Source organism: Pseudomonas sp. NPDC088414 (assembly GCF_044753325.1).
In the GTDB taxonomy this organism is placed as follows: Bacteria; Pseudomonadota; Gammaproteobacteria; order Pseudomonadales; family Pseudomonadaceae; genus Aquipseudomonas.
In genome coordinates, this window is sequence record NZ_JBIVMY010000013.1 from 26,088 (window position 1) to 48,760 (window position 22,673).

A 22,673-nucleotide genomic window follows, 5' to 3' on the forward strand; every position below is an offset into this window, starting at 1 on the left:
GGAAGCTTGCCATGTTAAGTAGAACTGCCTCGGATCTGTACTGGATGTCGCGTTACCTGGAGCGGGCGGAAAACCTCGCACGGATGCTCGATGTCAGCTATTCGCTGTCGCTGATGCCGCAGGACGGTCGCGGCGACGGTCTGCACGAACTGGCCATGCCGCTGTTGATCACCGGCACCCTCGACGATTACCTGGAGCGTCACGGCGAATTGCATGCCGAACGCCTGTTGCATTTCTTCGCCCTCGATGCGGCCAATCCGGCGAGCATCTACAGCTGCCTCGGCGCCGCGCGAGCCAGTGCGCATGCGGTGCGCGGGCGCATCACTGCGGACATGTGGGAGAACATCAACGCCACCTGGCTGGAGATTCGCGGCATCGCCGAGCAGGGCCTCAGCCGCTACGGCATGAGCCGCTTCTGCGAGTGGATCAAGGAGCGCTCGCACCTGTTCCGGGGCGCGTCCTACGGCACGATCATGCGCAACGATGCGTTCCGCTTCATTCGTCTGGGAACGTTCATCGAGCGTGCGGACAACACGCTGCGCCTGCTCGATGCGCGCTATGAAATGGCTGGTGATCAGGCCGAAGCGGTCAGTGACGGTACGGCGCACGCCTATTACCAGTGGAGTGCACTGTTGCGAGCGCTGTCATCGTTCGAGGCCTACACCGAGATCTATCGCGACGCCCCTGGCGCCCGGCATGTCGCCGAACTGCTGCTGTTGCGTGCGGATGTGCCGCGTTCGCTGCGCGCCTGCACCGAGGAAATCGACCAGATCCTCGCCCAATTACCCGGCGCCAATGGCCGTCCGGCACAACGCCTCGCCGCCGAGATGGACGCGCGTCTGCGTTACACCGGGATCAACGAAATCCTCGCCGAAGGCCTGCACGCCTGGCTCACCGAATTCATCCCGCTGGTGCGCCAGTTGGGCAACGCGATTCACAGTTCATACCTGGAGGCTGCATGAGACTTTCCATAAGCCACGAGACCACCTATCACTATGAAGATCAGGTGCGAGCGAGCATCCAGTATCTGCGCCTGACCCCGCACGACAGCGAGCGTCAGCACGTGTTGAGCTGGCAACTCGACCTGCCGCGTCCAGTGCGCGCCCAGCTCGATCCGTTCGGCAACATCCTGCATGTGCTGACCATGGACGAGCCGCACGAAGCGATCATCATCGGCGCCCGGGGGCAGGTCGATATCGATGAGTTGCGCGAGGCCGAGCATGAGAGCCAGTCGGCGCTGCCATTCCTGCGCTTCACTCGCCTGACCGAGGCGGACGAAGCGCTACGGGCGTTTGCCGACAAGTCCTGCAAGCAGCGACGTGATCGCACCGCGCTGATCGACCTGATGCACGGTTTGAACCAGCATATGAGCTACACGCCGGGTTCCACCGAAGTCGACACCAGCGCCGCCGAAGCCTTCGCCGGGCGTGCCGGGGTTTGTCAGGATCACACCCATGCCTTTCTCGCCTGTGCACGTAGCCTGGGGATTCCGTCGCGTTATGTGTCGGGTTATCTGTACAGCGAGGACGCCGAACATCTGGCCAGTCATGCCTGGGCCGAAGCGTGGCTGGATGACGCGTGGTACAGCTTCGACGTGACCAACCAACTGGCTCGACCCGAGCGCCATTTGAAACTGGCGGTGGGCCTGGATTATCTGGATGCCTGCCCGGTACGCGGCATGCGCCGGGGCGGTGGGAGCGAGCAGATGCATGCGAAGGTGTTCGTGTCGCCGACGCCAGTCATCTCCGTGCAACAACAATAACGGGTTCACACGTAACCCTTGTAGGAGTGAGCCTGCTCGCGATAGCAGTCGTCAGTTTAAGGATCAGTGACTGACACTCCGCTATCGCGAGCAGGCTCACTCCTACAGGGGAATGTCGTCAGGGCTTAATTTTGCGCCCAGCCATGTGCTGCAGATAACCGATCAGCAACTGCAAATCCCCCTCCGGCAACACATCCGCCGAAAACCCCGGCATCTTCGCCTGCGGCCACTGGCGCAAACTCTGCGGATCACGAATGTAGCGCTTGAGGAAGTCCGCGCCGAAATACTCGGTCGGGTTGTACGGAATATTCAGATCCGGCCCGAACTGCGCATCCCCCGCACCGTTCAACCGGTGACACGCCAGGCAGTTCTTCTGAAACAGAGCAAAACCCTGATTCACCGGGTCAGTCGCCTTGAGCTTGGGATCCGGCAACAGCGCAGGGAAGCGCTCGGCCACTGGTGCCATGCGTTTGATGCTCGCCACCTGGAACGGCCATTGTTCCGGGCTGATATTGCCGGCCTGCGGGTCGGTCCAGACCAGATAGAACGGCCCGGCACTGTGCTTGCCTTCGGACAGCGGCGGCCACGGCTGCGTCGGGTCTTCGATCGCCAGCCACGCTTGTGCGCCTTTGGTGTTGAGCAACGGAGCGGCGCTGAGTTCGGCGGCAAACCCGTCCAGCGCCACCGCTTGCAGGTGATCGTCCGGCTCGATCCCGGTAAGCAGCGCCGCCACGGGCACGACGCGATAAGTCATGTCCTTCTTGTAGGACACATCGTTCTTGATGGTGAGGTTTTGTACCTGAGGATGCTTGAGCAATTCCGCGGTTTGCCAGGTGCGATGGGTTGTGCCCAGCTGTAATTCCAGCTGCGCGGCAGACAAGGGCATGCTCAGCAGCAGGGCCCAGAACACAATGAGCGTTTTCAAAAAATCGCCGTCCATGTCGTGGAAGTGCGCAAAGGTTGGCACAGCCACGCTGGCCCGGGTAGCGGGCCAGTCACATTTTTGATGGCGATGAAGTGCACCCGGCCGTTAAGTCAGCCAATGACCTTGGTCAGGTTCGGCAAAATCAGCAACAGCGTGGTGGCGAAAAGAATGAGTCCTGCTTGACGAACTTTTGGTTGTTTGAACATGGCTTGACCGCCTTTATTGTTATTTCCTGATGTCTGCCTGCATATCCATGACGGCAAACGCTGCACTTCCTGTTGGAGAACATCGGCCCCGGCAAAACCCGACGACCCTGACGTACATGTACTACCTTAGAGCCCCCGTCACGCTTGGCTTAGATCCATTTCATATGTATTTGCTACTGGTTGCGATAAAAACGGCATGAGGCGTATTGCCAGCTTCTTCGCCGCCCGCTTGCTAGACAACTCGCCGACCTGAACCGGTTCACCTGAGGCTGAATGACCGTCCGTCTGAGCGTGCGCGTCAACGTCATTGAGCGCTATGGTCATTGAATCTGCGACGGCACGAGACAACAGTGACAGCACGAAATTCACTCACCGCACAGGTTCGAGGACGTCATGACCCAAGCTTTGATTTTCGATGCGTTACGCACGCCGCGTGGCAAAGGCAAGGCCGATGGCGCACTGCACAGCGTCAAACCGGTGAATCTGGTCGCGGGATTGTTAACGGCACTGCAAAGCCGTACCGCGCTGGACACCAGTCAGGTCGATGACGTGGTGCTCGGCTGCGTCACGCCGATCGGCGATCAAGGCTCGGACATCGCCAAGACCGCGGTGCAAGTGGCGGATTGGGATGTCAGCGTGGCTGGCGTGCAGATCAACCGCTTCTGCGCCTCGGGTCTGGAAGCGGTCAACCTCGGCGCGATGAAGGTGCGTTCGGGCTTCGAGGATCTGGTGGTGGTCGGTGGCGTCGAGTCGATGTCGCGGGTGCCGATGGGCAGCGACGGCGGTGCGTGGGCGCTGGACCCGCAGACCAACCTGCACAGCCACTTCACCCCGCAGGGTGTGGGCGCGGATCTGATCGCCACCCTTGAAGGCTTCAGCCGCCACGACGTCGATGCCTACGCATTGCACTCGCAACACAAGGCTGCGCGGGCGCGGGCCGACGGTTCGTTCAACAAGTCGCTGGTGCCGGTGCAGGATCAGAACGGCATCATCCTGCTCGATCACGACGAATTCATTCGCGCCGAATCGACGATGGAAGGCCTGGGCAAACTCAAGCCAAGTTTCGAAATGATCGGCCAGATGGGCTTCGACGCCACGGCGCTGCGGGTTTACAGCCACGTCGAGCGGATCAACCACGTGCACACCCCGGGCAACAGCTCCGGGATCGTCGACGGTGCGGCGCTGATGTTGATCGGTTCCGAAGCCAAGGGTCGGGCACTGGGCCTGCAGCCACGGGCGCGGATCGTCGCCACGGCGGTCACCAGCACCGACCCGACCATCATGCTCACCGGCCCGGCACCGGCCACGCGCAAGGCCTTGGCCAAGGCCGGTTTGCGCGTGGAAGACATCGATCTGTTTGAGGTCAACGAGGCGTTTGCCTCGGTGGTGCTCAAGTTCATCAAGGACATGGCGGTCGACCCGGACAAGGTCAACGTCAACGGCGGCTCGATCGCCATGGGCCACCCGCTGGGCGCCACCGGTTGCGCGATCCTCGGCACCCTGCTCGATGAGCTGGAAGCCCGGCGCCTGCGCTACGGCCTGGCGACGCTGTGCGTCGGCGGCGGCATGGGCATTGCCACCATCATCGAACGCCTCTGAGCCCCGACTTCAAGGAACCTTGTTATGAGCCAAGCCATTCGTTACGAAAAAGGCCAGGACGGCATCGTCGTGCTGACCATCGACATGCCGGGCCAGAGCGCCAACACCATGAATGCCGTGTACCGCCAGGCCATGGGCGCCTGCGTGGCGCGGCTGGTGGAGGAAAAAGACAGCATCGCCGGGGTGATCATCACGTCGGCGAAGAAAACCTTCTTTGCCGGCGGCGACCTCAATGAACTGATCAAGATCGGCAAGCCCGAGGCCAAAGCTTTTTATGACATGGTGCTGAGCCTCAAGGGGCAATTGCGCACCCTGGAAACCCTCGGCAAACCGGTGGTCGCGGCGATCAACGGCGCCGCACTCGGCGGCGGCTGGGAAATCTGTCTGGCCTGCCATCATCGCGTGGCGCTGGACGATGCAGCAGTGCAACTCGGTTTGCCGGAAGTGACGCTGGGCCTGCTGCCGGGCGGCGGCGGGGTGGTGCGCATGGTGCGCATGCTGGGCATCGAAAAAGCCCTGCCTTATCTGCTCGAAGGCAAAAAGGTGCGCCCGCAACAGGCATTGCAGGCCGGTTTGATCGATGAACTGGCGACGGATCGCGACGAGTTGCTGGCCAAGGCGCGCGCCTGGATTGTCGCCAACTCGACTGCAGTTCAGCGTTGGGACGTGAAGGGCTATCAGATCCCAGGTGGCACGCCGTCGAATCCGAAAGTTGCGCAGATGCTGGCGATTGCGCCGTCGATCCTGCGCAGCAAAACCCAAGGCACGCTGCCGGCGCCAGAGAAGATTCTGTGTGCGGCGGTGGAGGGCGCGCAGGTTGATTTCGACACTGCGCACCTGATCGAAACCCGTTACTTCACCGAACTGGCCACCGGGCAGATCTCGAAAAACCTGATCGGCACCTTCTGGTTTCAGCTCAACGAGATCAACGCCGGCGGTTCGCGCCCGCAGGGCTTTGCGCCGAATGTCACGCGCAAGGTCGGTGTGCTGGGCGCGGGCATGATGGGCGCCGGGATCGCTTTCGTCAGCGCTTCGGCCGGCATCGATGTGGTGCTCAAGGACATCAACCTGGAGGCGGCCGAGAAGGGCAAGGCGCATTCGGCGGCGTTGCTGGACAAGAAAGTCGGTCGTGGGCAGATGACGGCTGAGAAACGCGAGGCGGTGCTGGCGCGGATTCACGCCACTGAAGATGATGCGGATCTGGCGGGTTGTGATCTGATCATCGAGGCGGTGTTCGAGGATCGCGAACTGAAGGCAAAAGTCTCGTCGGCAGCGCAAAAAATTGTCGGTTCTGATGCGGTAATCGCCTCCAACACGTCGACTCTGCCGATCACCGGACTGGCGACCGCAGTACCCGATCAAAGCAAGTTCATCGGTCTGCATTTTTTCAGCCCGGTGGACAAAATGCCGCTGGTGGAAATCATCAAAGGCGCGCAGACCAGTGCTGAAACCCTGGCGCGAGGTTTCGACTTTGTTCTGCAAATCAAGAAAACCCCGATCGTGGTCAACGACAGTCGCGGCTTCTTTACCTCGCGGGTATTTGGCACCTTCACCAATGAAGGTATCGCCATGCTCGGCGAGGGCGTGAGCGCGCCGATGATCGAGACCGAAGCGCGCAAGGCCGGGATGCCGGTCGGGCCGCTGGCGATCTCCGACGAAGTTTCCCTCAGCCTGATGAGCCATATCCGTCAACAAACGGCCAAAGACCTGCAAGCGGAAGGGAAAGCGCTGACAGATCATCCGGCGTTCGCTGTGATTGACTTGTTGCTCAACGAATACAAGCGTCCGGGCAAAGCCGCTGGCGGTGGTTTCTACGATTACCCGGCGGGTGGTCAGAAACATCTGTGGCCGGAGTTGAAGACGCGCTTCGAGAAGGCCGACGGGCAAATTTCGCCGAAAGATGTGCGTGATCGTCTGTTGTTCGTGCAGGCCCTGGAAACCGTGCGCTGCGTGGAGGAGGGCGTGCTCACCTCAACGGCGGATGCCAACGTCGGCTCGATCTTCGGCATCGGTTTTGCGCCGTGGACCGGCGGCGCCTTGCAGTTCATCAATCAGTACGGCGTGCAGGACTTCGTCGCACGCGCGCAGTATCTGGCCGAGCAGTACGGCGAGCGCTTTGCGCCACCGGCGCTGCTGCTGGAAAAAGCCGCGAAAGGCGAGCTGTTTTAAGTGATCGGGTGAACGCTGCGGGGCTTGCCTTGCCGGGGTGTTTCAAGGCAGGCTCTGGGGTGTTCATTATTCCCATCACGTGTCAGGTATTTTTTATGTCGCTACGCATCTGCATTCTGGAAACCGACATCCTGCGTCCGGAACTGGTCGATCAATATCAGGGTTACGGGCAGATGTTTCAGCGCCTGTTCTCGCAGCAACCGATTGCCGCCGAGTTCACCGTGTACAACGTGATGCAGGGCGAATACCCCAGCGACGACCTGACCTTCGATGCGTACCTGATCACCGGCAGCAAGGCCGATTCGTTCGGCACCGACCCGTGGATCCAGACCCTCAAGCAATACCTGCTGACCCGTTACGAGCGCGGCGACAAGCTACTCGGCGTGTGCTTCGGCCATCAACTGCTGGCGCTGCTGCTGGGCGGCAAGAGCGAGCGCGCCAGCCAGGGCTGGGGCGTCGGCACCCACAACTACAAACTGGCGGCCAAGGCGCCGTGGATGAGCCCGGTGCGGGAAGAGCTGACGCTGCTGATCAGTCACCAGGATCAGGTCACCGCACTGCCGGAAAACGCTACGGTTATTGCCTCCAGCGATTTCTGCCCGTTTGCCGCGTATCACATCAACGATCAGGTGCTGTGCTTCCAGGGGCACCCGGAATTCATTCACGACTATTCGCGGGCGCTGCTGGATCTGCGCCAGGACGCGCTGGGTTCGCAGATCTACTCGAAAGGCGTGGCCAGCCTGGAGCAGGAGCACCATGGCACCACGGTGGCGGAATGGATGATGCGGTTTGTGGCGCACAAGCCAGAAGCTGAAGCGATTTAAGACCTGACATTTACCTATGTGGCGAGGGAGCTTGCTCCCGCTCGGATGCGCAGCAGCCGTAATTTACGGCAACTTGACTTCTGCATGGGGGTGCTTCGCACCCCAGCGGGAGCAAGCTCCCTCGCCACAGGGACTACAACCACCCCGACTTCTTGAAACTCGCCCACAAACTCACACACCCCACCGTGATAAACCCCAGCACGGCGAAATAGCCGTAATGCCAGCTCAGCTCCGGCATGTTCTGGAAGTTCATCCCGTAAATCCCCGCCACTGCCGTCGGAAACGCCAGAATCGCCGCCCACGCGGCAAACTTGCGTTGCACCACGCTCTGCCGTGACGCCTCCAGCAACACGCCGATCTCGATGGTCTGGCTGGCAATGTCCGCCAGCGTGGTCAGGTCTTCCATCTGCCGGGTGACGTGAATCTGCACATCGCGGAAGTACGGGCGCATGTTCTTGTCGATAAACGGGAAGCTCAGCTTCTGCAGCTCCTCGCCGATCTCCACCATAGGCGCTGCATAGCGGCGCAGGCGCAACACGTCACGCCGCAGGCCGTGGAGTTTCTGGATGTCATGCTCATTCAATGCACTGCACAGCACGTTGCGCTCCAGTTCATCGATCTCGGCATGGATCGCTTCACCCACCGGCTGGTAGTTTTCGATCACGAAATCAAGAATTGCATACAGTACGAAATCTTCCCCATGCTCCAGCAACAACGGTCGCGCCTCACAGCGCTGGCGCACATGCGCGTAGGATGCCGAGTGACCATTGCGGGCGGTGATGATGTAGCCCTTGCCGGCGAAGATATGCGTTTCAATGAATTGCAAAATGCCGTGTTCGCGGATTGGCGAGTAGGTGACGATAAACAAAGCGTCGCCAAAAGTTTCCAGCTTCGGCCGGCTGTGTTTCTCCAGGGCGTCCTCAATGGCCAGTTCATGCAGGTTGAACTGACGTTGCAGTTTGGCCAGCTCCTGAGCGTCCGGCTCTTCCAGTCCGATCCAGACAAAGTGTCCGGTTTTCGCAGCCCAGGCGGCGCCCTCATCGAGGGTAATATTGGTGACTTTCTTACCAGCGCTGTAAACCGCAGCAGCAACAACTCGACCCATGGTGGTGGTTCACTTCTTCTTGGCAGATGGCAGGGAATACAAGGCTTCAGCTTAGCCGTGTCGCTGCTTGAGAGTCAGTGAAATCTGCACAGTTCACCCGGCAAAAGAAAACCCGCACGAGGCGGGTTGGTTTTTCACGCAGCCTGCAGCTGCTGATCCATCGCGGCGATGCATTCGCGCATCTGCTCGCGGCACTGGGACATGAGCATGGGCATGTCATCCATGGTCAGCCCGGCTGTAGGAATCGCCGGCAGCGAGCGTATGAGAATTTTCCCGCTACGCCAGCGGTTCAGGCGCATGTGCTTGATGTAGCTGCTGACACACACCGGCACGATCGGCACACCGGCGGCGATCGCCATCTGGAACGCGCCTTTCTTGAACGGCAGCAGTTCTTCACCGAGGTTGCGCGTGCCTTCCGGGAATACCCAGATCGACGTGTCTTCGTGTTGCAAGGTGTGAGTGGTGGTGAGCATCGACTTGCGCGCCTTGTGCGCGTTCCCACGATCAATCAACACATTACCCGCGAGCCAGAACAGTTGCCCGAACAGCGGCACCCATTTCAGGCTTTTCTTGCCGATACACACGGTTCGTCGCGGCACCACGTTGCCGAACACGAACAGGTCGTAGTTGGACTGATGGTTGGCGACGATCACGCAACTGTCGGGTTTGTTCATCAACGGGCCGACATCGGCTTTTACCCGCAGGCGCAGAATGCACATCGCCGGAAGCGCATAGAGGCGGGCGCACAGTCGGCTGTTGTCCGGGTTGAACGGACGGCACAGCCCGAGGATCACTCCCAGCACGCCGGCCAGAATAAAGTGCAGGCCCATCAATAACATACGAAACACAAACAGCATTTTCAGGCCCCACCGGGACAAAAGGTGGCGCAGTGTACGGATGTGCACTGTTTTCGGCAATTGCTGCTATAGAGTCCGGAGATAGGCGATGTTTAAGCGCATGTTTCCGAGTTGATTGTCAGACCCGTGCTAGAGCAGTCGACGCTCGATCAACCGAACGCGCAAGAAAAAGCCCGACACGACGGTCGGGCTTTTCTTCGGCTTCGGAAGCGCGGGCTTAGCCCAGATGTTCCTGATCCTGGATGATCGCGTTGTCGAGGGCTTCGAGCAGCGCCTTGCGCACTTTGAGTTTGGTGTTCTTGTGCGCGTTCATGTTGATCTTCTTCAACTGACGCGCCGCGGCCAGGGCTGCGCCTTGCAGCTCTTCGGCAGCCACCACCTTGTCGAGGAAACCGGCATCCACCGCACTTTTCGGATCAAACATCTCGCCGTTGATCACCGAACGATGGAACGCCGAGCGGCGCAGGCGATCGCGCGCCAGCTCGATGCCGGCGTGGTGCATGGTCATGCCGATCTGCACTTCGTTCAGACCGATGCTGAACGGGCCATCAACGCCAATGCGATAATCGGCAGACAACAGCAAGAACGCGCCTTTGGCTACGGCGTGACCGGGGCAGGCAACGATCACCGGAAACGGGTGAGAGAGCAGGCGACGGGCGAGTGTCGAACCCGCAGTCACCAGCGCCACGGCTTCTTTCGGGCCGGCGGTCATCACCTTCAAGTCATAGCCGCCGGAGAGGATCCCCGGCTGACCGGTAATGATCACGATGGCACGATCAGTCACCGCCTGATCCAGCGCCGCGTTGAACGCCGCAATCACGTCCGGGGAAATGGCATTGACCTTGCCGTTGTTCAAGGTCAGGGTCGCGATACCGTCTTCGAGGTGGTAGGCAATCAACTCACTCATGACGCTATTCCTTGTAAGAAAGATGGGCAGACGTTACCCACCGCCGTAGGCCAGGTAAAGCGCTGTGACTGACTCGCCGGTCACCGTTTCCGGCCGCGCCCGGCGTAGCACGCCGTTCTGCTTCTATATAGAAGGGTGGCCGTCACCAGAGATTGGCCGGTTTGCCATCGCCCAGGGTGGGGCGAAACGCCTTTTTGTCTTAACCGCATGAAAATTCTGAAAAAAAGTTTGCCATCAGAAAAGCTTTCGACTACATTAGCGCGCCTCGACAGACAGAACATGTTTGAAGAGATACGGTGAAGTGTCCGAGTGGCTTAAGGAGCACGCCTGGAAAGTGTGTATACAGGAAACTGTATCGAGAGTTCGAATCTCTCCTTCACCGCCAAATTCAATACGCAGAACCCCTGATTTCGAAAGAGATCAGGGGTTTTGTGGTTTCTGGCGTCTGGATTTTAATCCGTCACGGAAGTCATGTGCGCAGGTGCCAGGTCTGATTTCCCATGGCACATTACAATCGCCGCTTTATCCGTAGAAAAAAGGATTGCTCCCATGATCATCTCCACCACCCACGCCATCGAAGGCCGACAGATCACCGCGTACCTGGACATTGTCAGCGCGGAGTCGGTGCAGGGCGTCAATGTGATCCGTGACCTGTTTGCCGGCATGCGCGATTTTTTCGGTGGGCGCTCGCAGACGCTGGAGCGGGCGTTGAAAGAGGCGCGGGTTCAGGCGACGGACGAGATTAAGGAGCGGGCGCGGGCGTTGCAGGCTGATGCGGTGGTCGGGCTGGATTTCGAGATCAGCATGCCGGCGGGTAAGGGCGGTATGGTTGTGGTGTTCGCGACGGGGACGGCGGTCAAGTTGCGTTGATGTAATCGCCTGTTCAAGCGAGCCCATTCAGACGATGAATGGGCTTTTTGCGTTTTGCTTTCGGTCAGCCCTGAGGCTTGAGGATGACAAGCCCGTGGGCGTCATAGGTGAGGGGCGTATCGATCGCGACCATAGGCGGGGTGCCGGTGGAGGGCGTTGGATCAGTAGGCTGACTCGGGTGGTAGATAACGCCGGGGGTCAGAACCGGTTTGTTCGGATAGGTGATGGTGATGTCGCCCGAAGCGAGCTTTTCCTTGAATTTCTCACCGGCGGCTTTGCCGGCAGCGATTTGTTCGTCCGTGAGTTTTACGACCGGCATTTCCGGAAATCCATTGATTTTCATGTTCTCTCCTTGAGATTCATTTGTATGAAAAAGGGCAACGGCCTGTGGCCGGGAATCTTTAGCGTTGTGAGATCAACGGTTCGTGCGGATGTTGAATTTGCGTAGGCCATTCGTCGGGCATCGGTCGAACTGAACCGCAAGTCCGGTAATGACCGGCTAGTCTCAAAAGCCTTGGAGGTCGATATTTTTTCAGGCAAAAGGGCTTTGCCGGTGTCGATCCATTGCAAAGGGGAGAGGCTATGACTGATCCGTATATCGAAGATGATGGAGCCGAATTTTCATTCAACAACTGTGTCCGTTGCGGCCAGACGGAGTACCAATCGGGCTTTGGCGAGGATCCGGTGCAGACCAGCAAGATCAAGTCCACAACGCCCAAGGGGCCAAAGGCCAAATTCCTTCCAAAGGTGTCGGCCCGCTCAAGAAAGTAAAGTGAGACCGAACGACCCCGTCTATGAACGGGGTTTTTTATGCCTGATGTTTATGAAGGGAAATCTCCTACAAGTGATAGGACGGATTGTGTTTTTTTTCACAAACTTTTCACGTCCACGGACGTAGGGTGAAGCCATCCGTTAGAAAGCAAGTCTCCAGCCCGTCTCCCCAGCGGGCTTTTTTTTGCCTGCGATTAAACCTTTTGCCAAATCGCTGTCCAATCGGCGCCAAGTGCGCGGCGACGGCTGATTTGTGTGGACATCAGCGCGTCGGCAGCTTTCAATCTCGGCCCCTTTTGATCCCCCTATTTTTGAGGTTTTCGTCATGCGTCTAACATTGCCTGCTCTGGTTCTGGGGCTTCTGGTTGCTCAAGGTGCGGTCTCCGGTGAAGGCACTGCGGCACTCGGCGGCGGTCTGGGTGGTGCGCTGGGTAACGTGGTCGGCCAGAAGATGGGCGGCAGCACCGGCGCAGCGATTGGTGCCGGTGTTGCAGGTGCGGCCGGCAGTGCCATGGCAGCCGGCAAAGGCAGCCGCACCAAAGCGGCTATCGGCGGTGGTGTTGGCGCGGCCGGTGGTTCGGTGATCGGCAACAGCCTGGGTGGCCGAAATGGCGCGACCATTGGCGCCGGTCTGGGTGGCGCTGCGGGTGGTGCCGTCGGCGCCAACCTGTCCAAGGGGCACAAGCGTCACTGATAGCGAACGTTTGTCAGAAATAGCCCGGCTCGATGTCGGGCTTTTTTATGGCTGAACGTTTTCCCGAAAAATGTCTCCAATCTGACATAGGCCCTAGGGCATACCCTCCCGATTCGGGAACTGTGAGGTTCAAATGCGCTTGTCATTGTCTGCACTGTTTTTCGGATTACTCATCGCTCAAGGTGCGATGGCCGCCGGAGATGGCAGCGCCGCCGTGGGTGGCGGTTTGGGCGGTGTGCTCGGTAATGTGGTCGGTGGTCAGCTCGGTGGCAGCACCGGTGCCGCGGTCGGTGCGGGTGTTGGTGGCGCGGCGGGCAGCGCGGTCGGGGCGAATAAACACAATCGCACCGAAGCCGCCATTGGCGGTGGCCTCGGCGCTGCCGGCGGTTCGGTGGTCGGCAACAGCCTGGGCGGCTCCACCGGTTCGGCCATCGGTGCTGGTTTGGGTGGTGCGGCGGGTGGTGCAGTGGGCAACAACCTGGGTGGCGATGGCGGCAAAGCTCATTCCGGTGGTGGTCACAGGCACAACAAATACAAACATAAAAATCGTCATCATTGATTGGATGTTCGAAAAACAAACCCGGCCTGGCGCCGGGTTTTTCGTGTCTGGCGGTCGGACTCTGGAACGATTGGCTGTAGGGCTTTTCGAATGTATACAACCCACCAGACGTAGAGGTTTGCCATGACGCCCGAAACCGAAGGCAAGGAAGAAAAAGGCCCGAGCGGTCTGCCGTTTATCAATGATCCGGGAAACGAGGATCCGGGGTCGCTGATGGACGATGCGACGGTGCCGTTGAATGATGCGGATGAGGCAGATATGGAGTATGAGGAGGATGAGGATGAGCAGTGATTGCTTGTTCTTTTGATTGAGTGCGGTAGTGCTGCTTTCGAGTCTTCAGGGCCTGGATTTCTGTCAGGCCCTTTGTGAGGTGTGAGATGAGTGGTGAGCAGAAGGGTGACGATGTCGATCAGACGCCGGAGTATCCGTTGCCTTCGCCTACGGATCCTTTGGAGCGGGATGAGTTGCCGTTGGAGGATGAGGAGGAGTAGCGCTCATCCTGTGATTCCTGGAAGGCTGCAAGCGCAAGGGCCAGTCCAAACATCACTTTAATTGGCTATTGGACAGAAAAAGAGACATCAATCCTGTCCGCACTGACTTTAACGAAGCGCCCATTCAGATGGGGATATTCGTAGTGGATATCCTGGTCCGAAAAATCGACAAACGATCGGAGGGTGTCTCCATCCAAGTAGCCATAAATGTCACAGGAGAAACCGCCATCAAGCATCTCAACCTGCTGGTTTTCGCGTTCAGTCGCTATCACGCACTCTTTATCAGGCAGCAGCATTTCGAACTCCACGTCGTAAGTGCTTCCCACCGCTATTTTTGAGGGGCTGTAGCTGACGAAACACCTGAGCGAAAAACCCTCAACTACCAAGTCAACAGCGTCTTCTACGAATTGATCTATTCCGACGACTAATGCTTTGTATGTCTTAGTCATGAGCAGGCCTCACGTTTTTATCTTGTGCGTTGCCATTGATGGTCCGCCAAAGTTCCTTTCCACTTTTGGTGTGTAACGTCGTAATTTCATCATTCGTGTTGGTGCCCACGAAAGCAAATTTCGCTTCACCTTTCCGATTGTTCCCCATCAATAGCAAATACCCTGATCGCACCTCTCCTTTGTATAAATACTCCACACGAGTACCTTTATTCACTACTTCTCGTGCGACGAGTAAATATTCCCCCTTGTTCATCGCCTTAAATTCGGCGCCATGCTTTTCAAAATGGCCTAAGAGCTTTTCGTCACTTCCAAAATCTTGAGGGCGGGAATTCGGTTTGGGAAGCGTTGGGTTAGCCTCATCAACAATTGAACCATCAACCCTGTCCGGTGATGAACAACCCGGCTTCTTCGGCGGCGGACAGTTGGCATTCAACCCCAACGGATCCACCCACCCCGTCGGATTCGGCACGTACCGATACTGATTCAACCCACCCGCCAACTTGATGGGATCCGGCGTCAGATACCGCCCCAACCTCGGGTCGTAATATCGATGCCGGTTGTAATGCAGCCCGCTCTCCGCATCGAAATACTGCCCCTGAAAGCGCAGCGGCTGGTCCAGGTAGTCCTCGCCGGCCAGGGTGATCGCCACGACCTTGCCGTAGGCGTCGTATTGTGCCGACCAGACGATTTCGCCGCTGTAGTCGGTGAGTTCCTGCGGGGTGCCGAGGTGGTCGAGTTGGTAGTAGAACGGGCAGGCGCGTTTCGGGCCTTTGCCGTCGAGCAGTGCCAATGGGCGGAAGGTGCCGGGTTCGTAGACGTAGCTGCGGTGGTGGGTTTTGCTGCTTTCGGCGACGAGGTGGTCGCCTTGCCAGAAGAACTCGGTGCTGAGGCCGTCGACGGTTTTGCGGATGCGGCGGCCGAAGGCGTCGTATTGATAGGACGCGGTTTTACCGTCAGGACGGGTCAGGCCGATCAGACGGTGCTGGCAGTCGTAGCGGTATTCGGTGACGAGTTGCTGGTCGCGGCCACGGCGTTCGCGGATCAGGTTGCCGAAGGCGTCGTAGTCGTAATGCCGGTCGCCCTGCATCAGCAGGCGGTTGCCCTTGATCCGGGTGGGGCCGGGACGATCCTGCATCAGCAGGTTGCCGGCCGGGTCGTGGGCGAAGGATTCCGGCAGTTCGTCGCGCGAGTGACGGACGCGAGTCAGCCGGTCGAGGGCGTCGTAGTAATAACTGCGCTGGCCGTGTCGACTGTCGGCGATACCGGCCAGATTGCCGTTGACCGCATAGCTGTAGTGGCGCAAGTACAAGGGGCGCGTTTGCTGATTGACGGTATGCAGCTGTAATCGGCCCTGATCGTCGTAGGCATAGTCGCTGCGCAACAGACCTTGCTGGCGTTGTTGCTCGCGACCACATTCAAACTGGTGGCTGGTCAGCCGCGTGCCATTAAGGTCGATGGCCGTCAGCGCACCGCCCTTGGCGTAGTGATAGTCAAGCGTGCTGTTGTCCGGCAGACGCTGGCGCTTGAGCTGGCCGCAGGCGTCATAGGCATAACGCAGGGTGCCCCAGCCCTGGTGCTCGGTGATCAGCCGATCCTGCAGATCGTATTCAAAGGCCAGAGGATGTTGCTGGCCGTCATCGACCCCGGTCAAACGGCCCAGACGGTCGTAGGTGTAAGCCACCTGCACCCCGTCCGGCAGGGTCTTGAGCAGCAGACGCCCGGCCGCATCACGCTCGTAGGCCGTGACCAGCGTCGAGCCGTCATCGCCGAACTCGGTCTTCTCCAGCAGGTGCCCGTTGCGGTCGTAGGCGTACGCGGTGCGCCGGCCGTCGAAGCCGGTTTCCTGTCGGATCAATCCGGTGGGCGTGTAGTCCAGGCAGTACTTTTCCCCGGACTCGTTCTCGATTTCCGTCAGCAGCAGTTGCGCATGGTCGTAGCGATACTGCACCCGCGTGCCATCGGGGTTGATCTTGCGCGAGACGAGGTGCAGGTCGTCGTCATACTCGTAGCGGGTGATGTGCCCGAGTTCGTCGCGCTCGGCAGTGATTTGGCCGTAGGCGCCGTAGCTGTAGGCGCGAGTGCTGCCTGTAGGAAGCGTCGTCTGGACCAGTCGGCCAACAGCGTCCCACTGCTGGCGGGTGACGGCACCGTGTTCGTCGCAAGTGGTGGTCCGTCGCCCCAGCGCATCGTAGGAAAAACGCCGTACACCACCGTCGGGCAGGGTTTCTTCGGTCAGTTGGCCGAGGTCGTTCCACGACAACTTGTGCCGGCTGCTGTCCGGGTAGCGGATCGACAGCAACTGCCCGCGCGTGTCGTAGTAGTAATGGGTGACCTGGCCGTCGGGATCGACCGCCTCGGTGACATCCCCCTCGGCGTTGCGCCGAAACGTCCAGACCGCGTCGCCGCGGGAACGGCTGTGCAGGAAACCGTTGCGATACTCGTAGGACGTTGGCTCATCGTCTGGCGGAAGCAGCGCGATCAGCCGTCCGACGTCGTCGTAGCGGTATTCGGTGACCGCGCCCAGCGGATCCTGCTCGGCGATCAGCCGCCCTGCGTCGTCGTAGGCCTTGAGGTGCTCACCACCATCGGCCTCGACCTTGCGCACCAGCCGCGCGCTGTCATCGTGGACGTAGGTTTCTTCGGTGCCATCGACGTAATGCACCGTGACACGACCGTCGTCGTCCCAGACATACCGCGTGTTCATCTGCGCGAACGAGGCCCAATGGCGCACGCAACGCGCCGACTTGCCCGAGCGTTCCCATTCCCAGAAAAAGCTCGCGCCGCCGGTCAGCTGCCGCTGCAGGATGACGTGCTGGTCGTCGTAGTCGTAACGCTCACTGTCACCGACGGCGTTGGTCGCGGCCAACAACCGCTGACGGGCGTCGTAGCAGTAACTGACCAGTGTTTGCTCGGTGCGCCAGCCATCAGCCTCGAACATCTGGTAATCGACCGCCACCAGATGCGCCCGGTCGTAGCGCAAAAGCAGCGAGCGCCCGGCGCCATTGTCCAAACGAACAACACGCTGCTGATGATCGCGAGAAACCGTCAGCCGATTGCCATACGCATCACTGACCGCCACCAGCCGCCCGGCACGAAAGTGATAAAACCGCGCCACATCCCCCGCCAGCGCGAGGACCAGTTCCTCCGGCTCATCCCCGAGAAAAATCGCCGCCCGCGACAGGCTGTTGTGAATCGCCGGCCTCTGAACACTGGGCAGCGGAAACCGCGTGCGGCGGTTCTCGTGATCGACCCAGTCCACCGCATTGCCATCGAACTCCAGCCGATGCGCCAGCGAATGACTCCAGCCAAACCCCAGCCCGACATCAATCTCAACCGCGCTGGTGCGGTACAAGCGGGTGAACTCGAACGGCAACAAGCCATCGAGCGTGCCGTCGGTCAGGGTCAGCAGTTCTTCGCCGGTGACCATCGACACCGGACAGCCGTTGGTGCAGGTCAGCGGTGCGCAATCGGCGCTGTCACCGTTGAGGTTTTTCGCCTGGTTCGAAGCGTCGTCGTGAGGTTCGTGACGCTCCATCCGGGTCGTGCCACGGGACTTGTCACGAACCATCGGTGCCGGATTCGGCACGGTGAAAACCACAGCGTCCGCCTGACGAATGTTCAGCGGGATCGCCGGCGTTGGCTTCAACGGCACATCGCGAGCGTTGACCAGCAACGGCTTCAACGCGCCGGCGTGCTGGTTCAGATCGGCAGGGGAGGTCAGTTCGCTCAGACGCAACGCCGACGCGGCCAGCCATTCTCGCGCCCGGGACGACTTGATCTTGCTCAGCACCTTGCTGCTCAGTCGCACGGGCACGCCAACGCCGCCGCAAACGCGCATCAGCAAAAAGCTGATCAACAACTCGACCCGAACTTCTGCCACCACTTCCGCCAGGTACTGCGGCGGCAGCATCTTCAACCAACTGTTAAACGCGGCCAGGTGGATAAACAGCAACGGCTCGTCACTGAGGATCAGCAAGCCATTGGCGATGGCCTCACTGGAGGCGTCGAGCAGCGCTTGCAGCTCGACATCGCTCAAGTACTGCAGAAGTTTTTCGCTGTTGGCCTGCAGGTCGGCGAGCAGGCCGAACAGCTGTTTAACGTCATCCCAGATGGCGTGCAGGGCTTTCTCGAAACCGCGCCAGTCGGCCTGTTGCAATTGCTGGTAACGATCAGCCAAACCGGCGCCGGAAAACTCCGCCCACAGTGGCTGAAACCCGTCCCACTCCTGACGAAGCCAGACCTCCAGCCCATCCACAATCCCGTCGTAGGAGGCATACAGCGCTTGGATATGGGTGCTGGAAACATCAGGAAAGAAGGTGATGCGATAACGCTGGCCCCGGTCGCAATCGCTGACTTCCAGAATGCCGCTCGGGCCGATGGTATGGCGCAGCGGTTCACCGAAACTCAATACCCCGTCGATTTCGCCGATCACCGGTTCGAGCAGCACCGGGGTATTGCCGATCGGTACGAAGCGCGCCGCCTCGAACAGGTGCACCAGAGTCAACGGACCGCTCGCGGGGCACATGACCACCGAGGTCTGGATCGGCTGGCGAGATTTGACGGGCGCGCTGAGGTGGACGTCGTTGCCGACCTTGAACACCTGCTCGACATCCAGCGCCGTCCCGGTCCAGAACTGCTCGGCCCAGGCCTCGTAGTTGTTCAGGCACAGGCGGAACTCGTGGATCAATGTTTCGAAGTCCGGGTGTTGCGGGTTCAGGGCGGCAACCACCAGCAGGCCGATGCTGTTGTTCAGGGCCAGGAGCCGATCGGTTTGGAACATTCGCAGGCACTCGCGCACGTGAAAGAGGTGCGCGGACTTTGCGGGGGATCAAACGGGAAAGAAGTCGGGAAAGTAGGCGTTATCTGTAGGGCATTTCGCTAAATACCAGCGAGTCATTCCATGGCCCTTAAACATTGCCCGTTGCTCAATGTCCGCCGGCCTCGTTATGCTGCTGAACCCATTAATCAGATCCGCGTAGCGGCGCCGGCTTGGCCGCCCGGGATGTTTTTGATAACGGATCCGATGATGAATGCACCGATGAAGACGTTTGGCCCGATCAAGGCCGTGATTTTCGACATGGACGGTTTGTTGCTGGACACCGAGGGCATCTACACCGAGGTCACCTCGCTCATTGCCGAGCGTTACGGGCGGACCTTCGACTGGAGCGTTAAACAGAACATCATCGGTCGTGGCGCCAATGATCTGGCGAACTACGTGGTGCAGGCGCTGGATCTGCCGATCAGCGCCGAAGAGTTTCTGCTGATCCGCGAACCGCTGATGCGTGAACGTTTCCCCAAGGCCCAGGCGATGCCGGGCGCGGAGGAACTGATTCGCCATCTAAAGGCGCACAACATTCCGATCGCCGTGGGCACCAGTTCGTCGCGGCAGTCGTTCGGCCAGAAAACCACCCTGCACCGCGACTGGTTTGCCCTGTTCGATTTCATTGTCACGGCGGACGATCCGGAAGTCGGTGCAGCGAAACCGGCGCCGGACATCTTCCTCACGGCGGCCCGGCGTCTGGGCGTCGCGCCTGAGGATTGTCTGGTATTCGAGGATTCGCCGTTTGGCGTAACCGCAGCGAAAGCGGCGGGGATGACGGCCATCGCGATTCCCGATGCGGCCATGGCCGACGAAAAATACGCACACGCCGACGGGATTTTGCGCACGCTCAAGGCATTCACCCCGAGTGCCTGCGGTTTGCCGGCGCTGGAGTGGGCTTGACCGCCCCATAAGCGCCTGTAAAAAAACGCCGCCCCTCGAATCGAGGTGCGGCGTTTTTTGTACCCGGGATTCAGCGCAATCAGGCGCCAAAACCACCGTCGATGGTCAGGCTGGCACCGGTGATGTAACCGGCTTCCGGGCCTACCAGATAGGCAACGAAGCTGGCGATTTCATCGGCGGTGCCGTAACGACCGACGGCCATCAGCGGGATCAGGCTCTCGGCGAAATCGCCATGGGCCGGGTTCATGTCGGTGTCGACCGGGCCGGGCTGCACGTTGTTGATGGTGATGCCGCGCGGGCCGAGATCGCGGGCCAGGCCTTTGGTCAGGCCGACCAGCGCCGATTTGCTCATCGCATACACACCGCCACCGCCGAAGGGCATGCGGTCGGCGTTGGTGCTGCCGATGTTGACGATGCGCGAGCCTTCGCCCATGTGTTTTGCCGCTTCCTGAGAAGCGATGAATACGCTGCGCACGTTGATCGCCAGAGTCTGGTCGAAGTCTTCCAGTTTGAAGTCTTCCAGCGGCGCGATGGCCAGGACGCCGGCGTTGTTCACCAGAATATCCAGGCGGCCAAAGGCTTCGACGGTGGCGTTGACGGCATTGCGGATTGCGGCTTCATCGGCGCTGTCGGCCTTGATCGCCAAGGCTTTGCCGCCATTGCCGGTGATGCTGTTCTGCAACTCTTCGGCCTTGGCGGTGGAGCTGACGTAGGTGAATGCGACAGCGGCGCCTTCGGCGGCCAGACGTTTGACGATGGCGGCGCCGATACCACGGGAACCGCCTTGAATCAGAGCGACTTTGCCGCTGAGGTGTTGAGTGGTCATGTTCGATCTCCAGAGAATTCAAGGCGGGGTGCCTTGTTGTTGGAGCCGAGTATCGGCCTCGCATCGACAACCGTGTAGACCATGATTGCTATAGTCTGTGTAAACCAGAAGTTTATAGTGACGATCATGGAAACGTTCAGCAGCATCGAATGCTTCGTGCGCAGCGCCGAAGTCGGCAGTTTCGCCGAAGCCGCCCGGCGCTTGAGCCTGACCCCGGCCGCCGTCGGCAAGAGTGTGGCGAAGCTCGAGGTGCGCCTCGGGGTAAGGCTGTTCCAGCGTAGTACACGCAGCCTGACTCTGACCGAGGCCGGTCAGCTGTTTTTGAGTCAGGTCAGTGGCAGTCTGACGACGATTCAGAATGCGGTGGCCAATCTGTCGAGTGTCGAAGGACTGCCGGCGGGGTCGCTGAAGGTCAGCATGGGCACGGCTTTCGGCTGCCTGCACATCGTGCCGATGCTCGGCGAGTTTCTACGGCGCTACCCGGCGATCAGCCCGGATTGGCATTTTGATAACCGTCAGGTCGATCTGATCGGGCAGGGTTTCGATGCGGCCATCGGTGGCGGTTTCGAATTGCCCCAAGGGGTGGTGGCCCGCAGGCTGAGTCCGGCGCATCGGGTGTTGGTGGCGTCCACGGATTATTTGCAGGCCAATCCGGCCATTACAGAGCCGGACGAACTCAAGTACCACGACGGCATTCTGATTCGTTCGCCGCAAACCGGGCGCGTACGTTCCTGGCAGTTGACCGGTCGTGATCCTCAGGTCTGTCGCCCCTTGACGCTCAAGGCGCGCATGACCATGAGCGACTCCGAAGCCGCTTGCATCGCGGCCTGCCAGGGCCTGGGCATTGCCTTGGTGAGCATGCCGTTTGCTTCGGGGTATCTGGAGTCGGGCCGGTTGCAGCGGGTGCTGCCGGACTGGTACATCGACGACGGCTACACCTCGATCTATTACGCCGAACACAAGTTGCTGCCGGGCAAAACCCGGGCGTTTGTCGATTTTTTGATTGAGCAGTTTGCGCAGCGGGGGTTGGCTCGGCGGTTCAGTGCTGTCTGAGTTTGGCTTTTGACCGAGTTGCGGCCATCGCGAGCAGGCTCACTCCTACAGGAATAGTGTCGTGCCCGAAATCTGTGGCCACACCGATCCTGTAGGAGTGAGCCTGCTCGCGATAAACGATAACGCGGTCTACCGGGCAAACCGCTCCGCCCAGCCAATGATCTGCTTCGGCCGTGGCGTCGCGTAAGTCCGCACCTTGGACGTCGATAACCCCAATCGCACTAGCGATTCGGCGATGGTCACCGCCGCCGTCACGCCATCCACCACCGGCACCCCGGTGCGGCGGCGGATCTGTTCATCCAGTCCGGCCATGCCGCCGCAACCCAGGCAAATCACTTCGGCCTTATCCTGAGTCACCGCCAGTTCCGCCTGCTGCACGATGGCTTCGAGCGCGCGCTGCGGTTCATGTTCCAGCTCCAGCACCGCCAGGCCGCTGGCCCGCACCGAGGCACAGCGATCCCACAGGCCCGAAAGCTTCAGTCGATCCTCGATCAGCGGCACGGTGCGATCCAGCGTGGTCACCACCGAATAGGCGTGACCGAGAAACATCGCGGTACTGGCGGCGGCGTCGGTGATGTCCACCACTGGCACGTTGAGCAATTCCTGCAAACCTTCGCGGCCGTGTTCGCCGTAACCGGCCTGAATCACCGCGTCGAACGGTTGATCGTAGGACATCACCCGGTCCATCACGGCGATGGCCGCCAGGTAACTTTCGAAATTGCCTTCCACCGAGTCGGCGCCGAAGAACGGCGTGAGGCCGACGATTTCCGTGCCGGGAGACGCGACGGCCTGTGCCGAGCGGGCGATGGCTTGGGTGATGGATTCGGTGGTGTTGACGTTGACCACAAGAATACGCATGGGAAGTCCTTATTGCGGGCAGTTCA

The 22,673-nt window shown here is 59.9% G+C and carries 21 protein-coding genes and 1 tRNA gene; 13 read left to right on the plus strand and 9 right to left on the minus strand.

Going from position 1 to position 22,673, the window contains the following annotated elements:
- The first annotated feature begins 11 nt into the window (after positions 1 to 11).
- A complete protein-coding gene (locus tag ACIP8I_RS13740) occupies positions 12 to 962 on the plus strand; it encodes an alpha-E domain-containing protein (protein WP_007960702.1) in 951 nt (316 codons plus the stop codon).
- Positions 959 to 1,762, plus strand: a complete 804-nt coding sequence (locus ACIP8I_RS13745) for a transglutaminase family protein (RefSeq protein WP_007960704.1) — start codon at positions 959 to 961, stop codon at positions 1,760 to 1,762. The genes ACIP8I_RS13740 and ACIP8I_RS13745 overlap by 4 nt, the downstream gene beginning before the upstream one ends.
- A gap of 118 nt (positions 1,763 to 1,880) precedes the next feature.
- On the opposite strand, the gene ACIP8I_RS13750 is transcribed toward ACIP8I_RS13745, so the two are convergent.
- Positions 1,881 to 2,702 carry a c-type cytochrome gene (locus ACIP8I_RS13750; protein ID WP_400761886.1) on the minus strand — a complete coding sequence of 274 codons (822 nt, stop codon included), beginning with the start codon at positions 2,700 to 2,702 and terminating at the stop codon, positions 1,881 to 1,883.
- A gap of 584 nt (positions 2,703 to 3,286) precedes the next feature.
- On the opposite strand from ACIP8I_RS13750, the gene ACIP8I_RS13755 reads away from it, so the two are divergent.
- From ACIP8I_RS13755 to ACIP8I_RS13765, 3 genes are all read left to right on the plus strand, one after another.
- Positions 3,287 to 4,492: an acetyl-CoA C-acetyltransferase gene (locus tag ACIP8I_RS13755; RefSeq protein ID WP_045122355.1), complete on the plus strand. Its 1,206-nt coding sequence runs from the start codon at positions 3,287 to 3,289 to the stop codon at positions 4,490 to 4,492.
- Positions 4,493 to 4,516: 24 nt separating this feature from the next.
- Positions 4,517 to 6,661, plus strand: a complete 2,145-nt coding sequence (locus ACIP8I_RS13760; protein WP_400761791.1) for a 3-hydroxyacyl-CoA dehydrogenase NAD-binding domain-containing protein — start codon at positions 4,517 to 4,519, stop codon at positions 6,659 to 6,661.
- Positions 6,662 to 6,756: 95 nt separating this feature from the next.
- A complete protein-coding gene (locus ACIP8I_RS13765; RefSeq protein ID WP_400761794.1) occupies positions 6,757 to 7,485 on the plus strand; it encodes an amidotransferase in 729 nt (242 codons plus the stop codon).
- 133 nt (positions 7,486 to 7,618) lie between these two features.
- Here ACIP8I_RS13765 and ACIP8I_RS13770 read toward each other — a convergent pair whose 3' ends face one another.
- The 3 genes from ACIP8I_RS13770 to ACIP8I_RS13780 all read right to left on the minus strand — a co-directional run bounded on the left by ACIP8I_RS13770 (position 7,619) and on the right by ACIP8I_RS13780 (position 10,354).
- Entirely contained in the window at positions 7,619 to 8,590 is a 972-nt protein-coding gene (locus tag ACIP8I_RS13770; RefSeq protein ID WP_400761797.1) for a magnesium and cobalt transport protein CorA, read from the minus strand.
- A gap of 134 nt (positions 8,591 to 8,724) precedes the next feature.
- Positions 8,725 to 9,447 carry a 1-acylglycerol-3-phosphate O-acyltransferase gene (locus ACIP8I_RS13775; RefSeq protein ID WP_047292972.1) on the minus strand — a complete coding sequence of 241 codons (723 nt, stop codon included), beginning with the start codon at positions 9,445 to 9,447 and terminating at the stop codon, positions 8,725 to 8,727.
- 217 nt (positions 9,448 to 9,664) lie between these two features.
- Entirely contained in the window at positions 9,665 to 10,354 is a 690-nt protein-coding gene (locus ACIP8I_RS13780) for a crotonase/enoyl-CoA hydratase family protein (RefSeq protein ID WP_007960722.1), read from the minus strand.
- 295 nt (positions 10,355 to 10,649) lie between these two features.
- On the opposite strand from ACIP8I_RS13780, the gene ACIP8I_RS13785 reads away from it, so the two are divergent.
- Both ACIP8I_RS13785 and ACIP8I_RS13790 read left to right on the plus strand, forming a co-directional pair.
- Positions 10,650 to 10,739 (plus strand) — tRNA-Ser (locus tag ACIP8I_RS13785).
- Positions 10,740 to 10,903: 164 nt separating this feature from the next.
- The gene (locus tag ACIP8I_RS13790) at positions 10,904 to 11,224 is read left to right on the plus strand and encodes a YbjQ family protein (RefSeq protein ID WP_007960724.1); all 321 of its coding nucleotides are present in this window, start codon (positions 10,904 to 10,906) and stop codon (positions 11,222 to 11,224) included.
- Between the two features lie 64 nt (positions 11,225 to 11,288).
- On the opposite strand, the gene ACIP8I_RS13795 is transcribed toward ACIP8I_RS13790, so the two are convergent.
- On the minus strand, positions 11,289 to 11,567 hold the full coding sequence (locus ACIP8I_RS13795; protein ID WP_400761802.1) for a hypothetical protein: 279 nt from the start codon (positions 11,565 to 11,567) through the stop codon (positions 11,289 to 11,291).
- A gap of 239 nt (positions 11,568 to 11,806) precedes the next feature.
- On the opposite strand from ACIP8I_RS13795, the gene ACIP8I_RS13800 reads away from it, so the two are divergent.
- The 4 genes from ACIP8I_RS13800 (at position 11,807) to ACIP8I_RS13815 (ending at position 13,539) form a co-directional block, all read left to right on the plus strand.
- Positions 11,807 to 11,995 carry a hypothetical protein gene (locus tag ACIP8I_RS13800; protein ID WP_400761805.1) on the plus strand — a complete coding sequence of 63 codons (189 nt, stop codon included), beginning with the start codon at positions 11,807 to 11,809 and terminating at the stop codon, positions 11,993 to 11,995.
- A 325-nt stretch (positions 11,996 to 12,320) separates the two neighbouring features.
- Positions 12,321 to 12,689, plus strand: a complete 369-nt coding sequence (locus ACIP8I_RS13805) for a bacteriocin (RefSeq protein WP_400761808.1) — start codon at positions 12,321 to 12,323, stop codon at positions 12,687 to 12,689.
- A gap of 133 nt (positions 12,690 to 12,822) precedes the next feature.
- Complete coding sequence (locus tag ACIP8I_RS13810; protein ID WP_367083946.1) at positions 12,823 to 13,248, plus strand: YMGG-like glycine zipper-containing protein; 426 nt, start codon at positions 12,823 to 12,825, stop codon at positions 13,246 to 13,248.
- Between the two features lie 123 nt (positions 13,249 to 13,371).
- Positions 13,372 to 13,539 (plus strand): hypothetical protein, encoded by a 168-nt coding sequence (locus tag ACIP8I_RS13815; protein WP_003223252.1) that lies wholly within the window; start codon positions 13,372 to 13,374, stop codon positions 13,537 to 13,539.
- Between the two features lie 265 nt (positions 13,540 to 13,804).
- Here ACIP8I_RS13815 and ACIP8I_RS13820 read toward each other — a convergent pair whose 3' ends face one another.
- Both ACIP8I_RS13820 and ACIP8I_RS13825 read right to left on the minus strand, forming a co-directional pair.
- On the minus strand, positions 13,805 to 14,188 hold the full coding sequence (locus ACIP8I_RS13820) for a hypothetical protein (RefSeq protein WP_367083947.1): 384 nt from the start codon (positions 14,186 to 14,188) through the stop codon (positions 13,805 to 13,807).
- Entirely contained in the window at positions 14,181 to 18,968 is a 4,788-nt protein-coding gene (locus ACIP8I_RS13825) for an RHS repeat-associated core domain-containing protein (protein ID WP_400761813.1), read from the minus strand. Before ACIP8I_RS13825 ends, ACIP8I_RS13820 begins: the two co-directional genes overlap by 8 nt.
- Before the next feature lie 246 nt (positions 18,969 to 19,214).
- Between ACIP8I_RS13825 and ACIP8I_RS13830 the strand changes: the two genes are divergently transcribed.
- Positions 19,215 to 19,910, plus strand: a complete 696-nt coding sequence (locus ACIP8I_RS13830) for an HAD-IA family hydrolase (RefSeq protein ID WP_027613306.1) — start codon at positions 19,215 to 19,217, stop codon at positions 19,908 to 19,910.
- Between the two features lie 79 nt (positions 19,911 to 19,989).
- Here the strand turns inward: ACIP8I_RS13830 and ACIP8I_RS13835 are convergent, their stop codons facing one another.
- Positions 19,990 to 20,736 carry a 3-oxoacyl-ACP reductase family protein gene (locus ACIP8I_RS13835; RefSeq protein WP_400761816.1) on the minus strand — a complete coding sequence of 249 codons (747 nt, stop codon included), beginning with the start codon at positions 20,734 to 20,736 and terminating at the stop codon, positions 19,990 to 19,992.
- Between the two features lie 126 nt (positions 20,737 to 20,862).
- Here ACIP8I_RS13835 and ACIP8I_RS13840 point away from each other — a divergent pair, with 126 nt between their 5' ends.
- Positions 20,863 to 21,789: a LysR family transcriptional regulator gene (locus ACIP8I_RS13840; protein WP_400761819.1), complete on the plus strand. Its 927-nt coding sequence runs from the start codon at positions 20,863 to 20,865 to the stop codon at positions 21,787 to 21,789.
- A gap of 129 nt (positions 21,790 to 21,918) precedes the next feature.
- On the opposite strand, the gene ACIP8I_RS13845 is transcribed toward ACIP8I_RS13840, so the two are convergent.
- A complete protein-coding gene (locus ACIP8I_RS13845; protein WP_027613303.1) occupies positions 21,919 to 22,647 on the minus strand; it encodes an aspartate/glutamate racemase family protein in 729 nt (242 codons plus the stop codon).
- Positions 22,648 to 22,673: the final 26 nt, after the last annotated feature.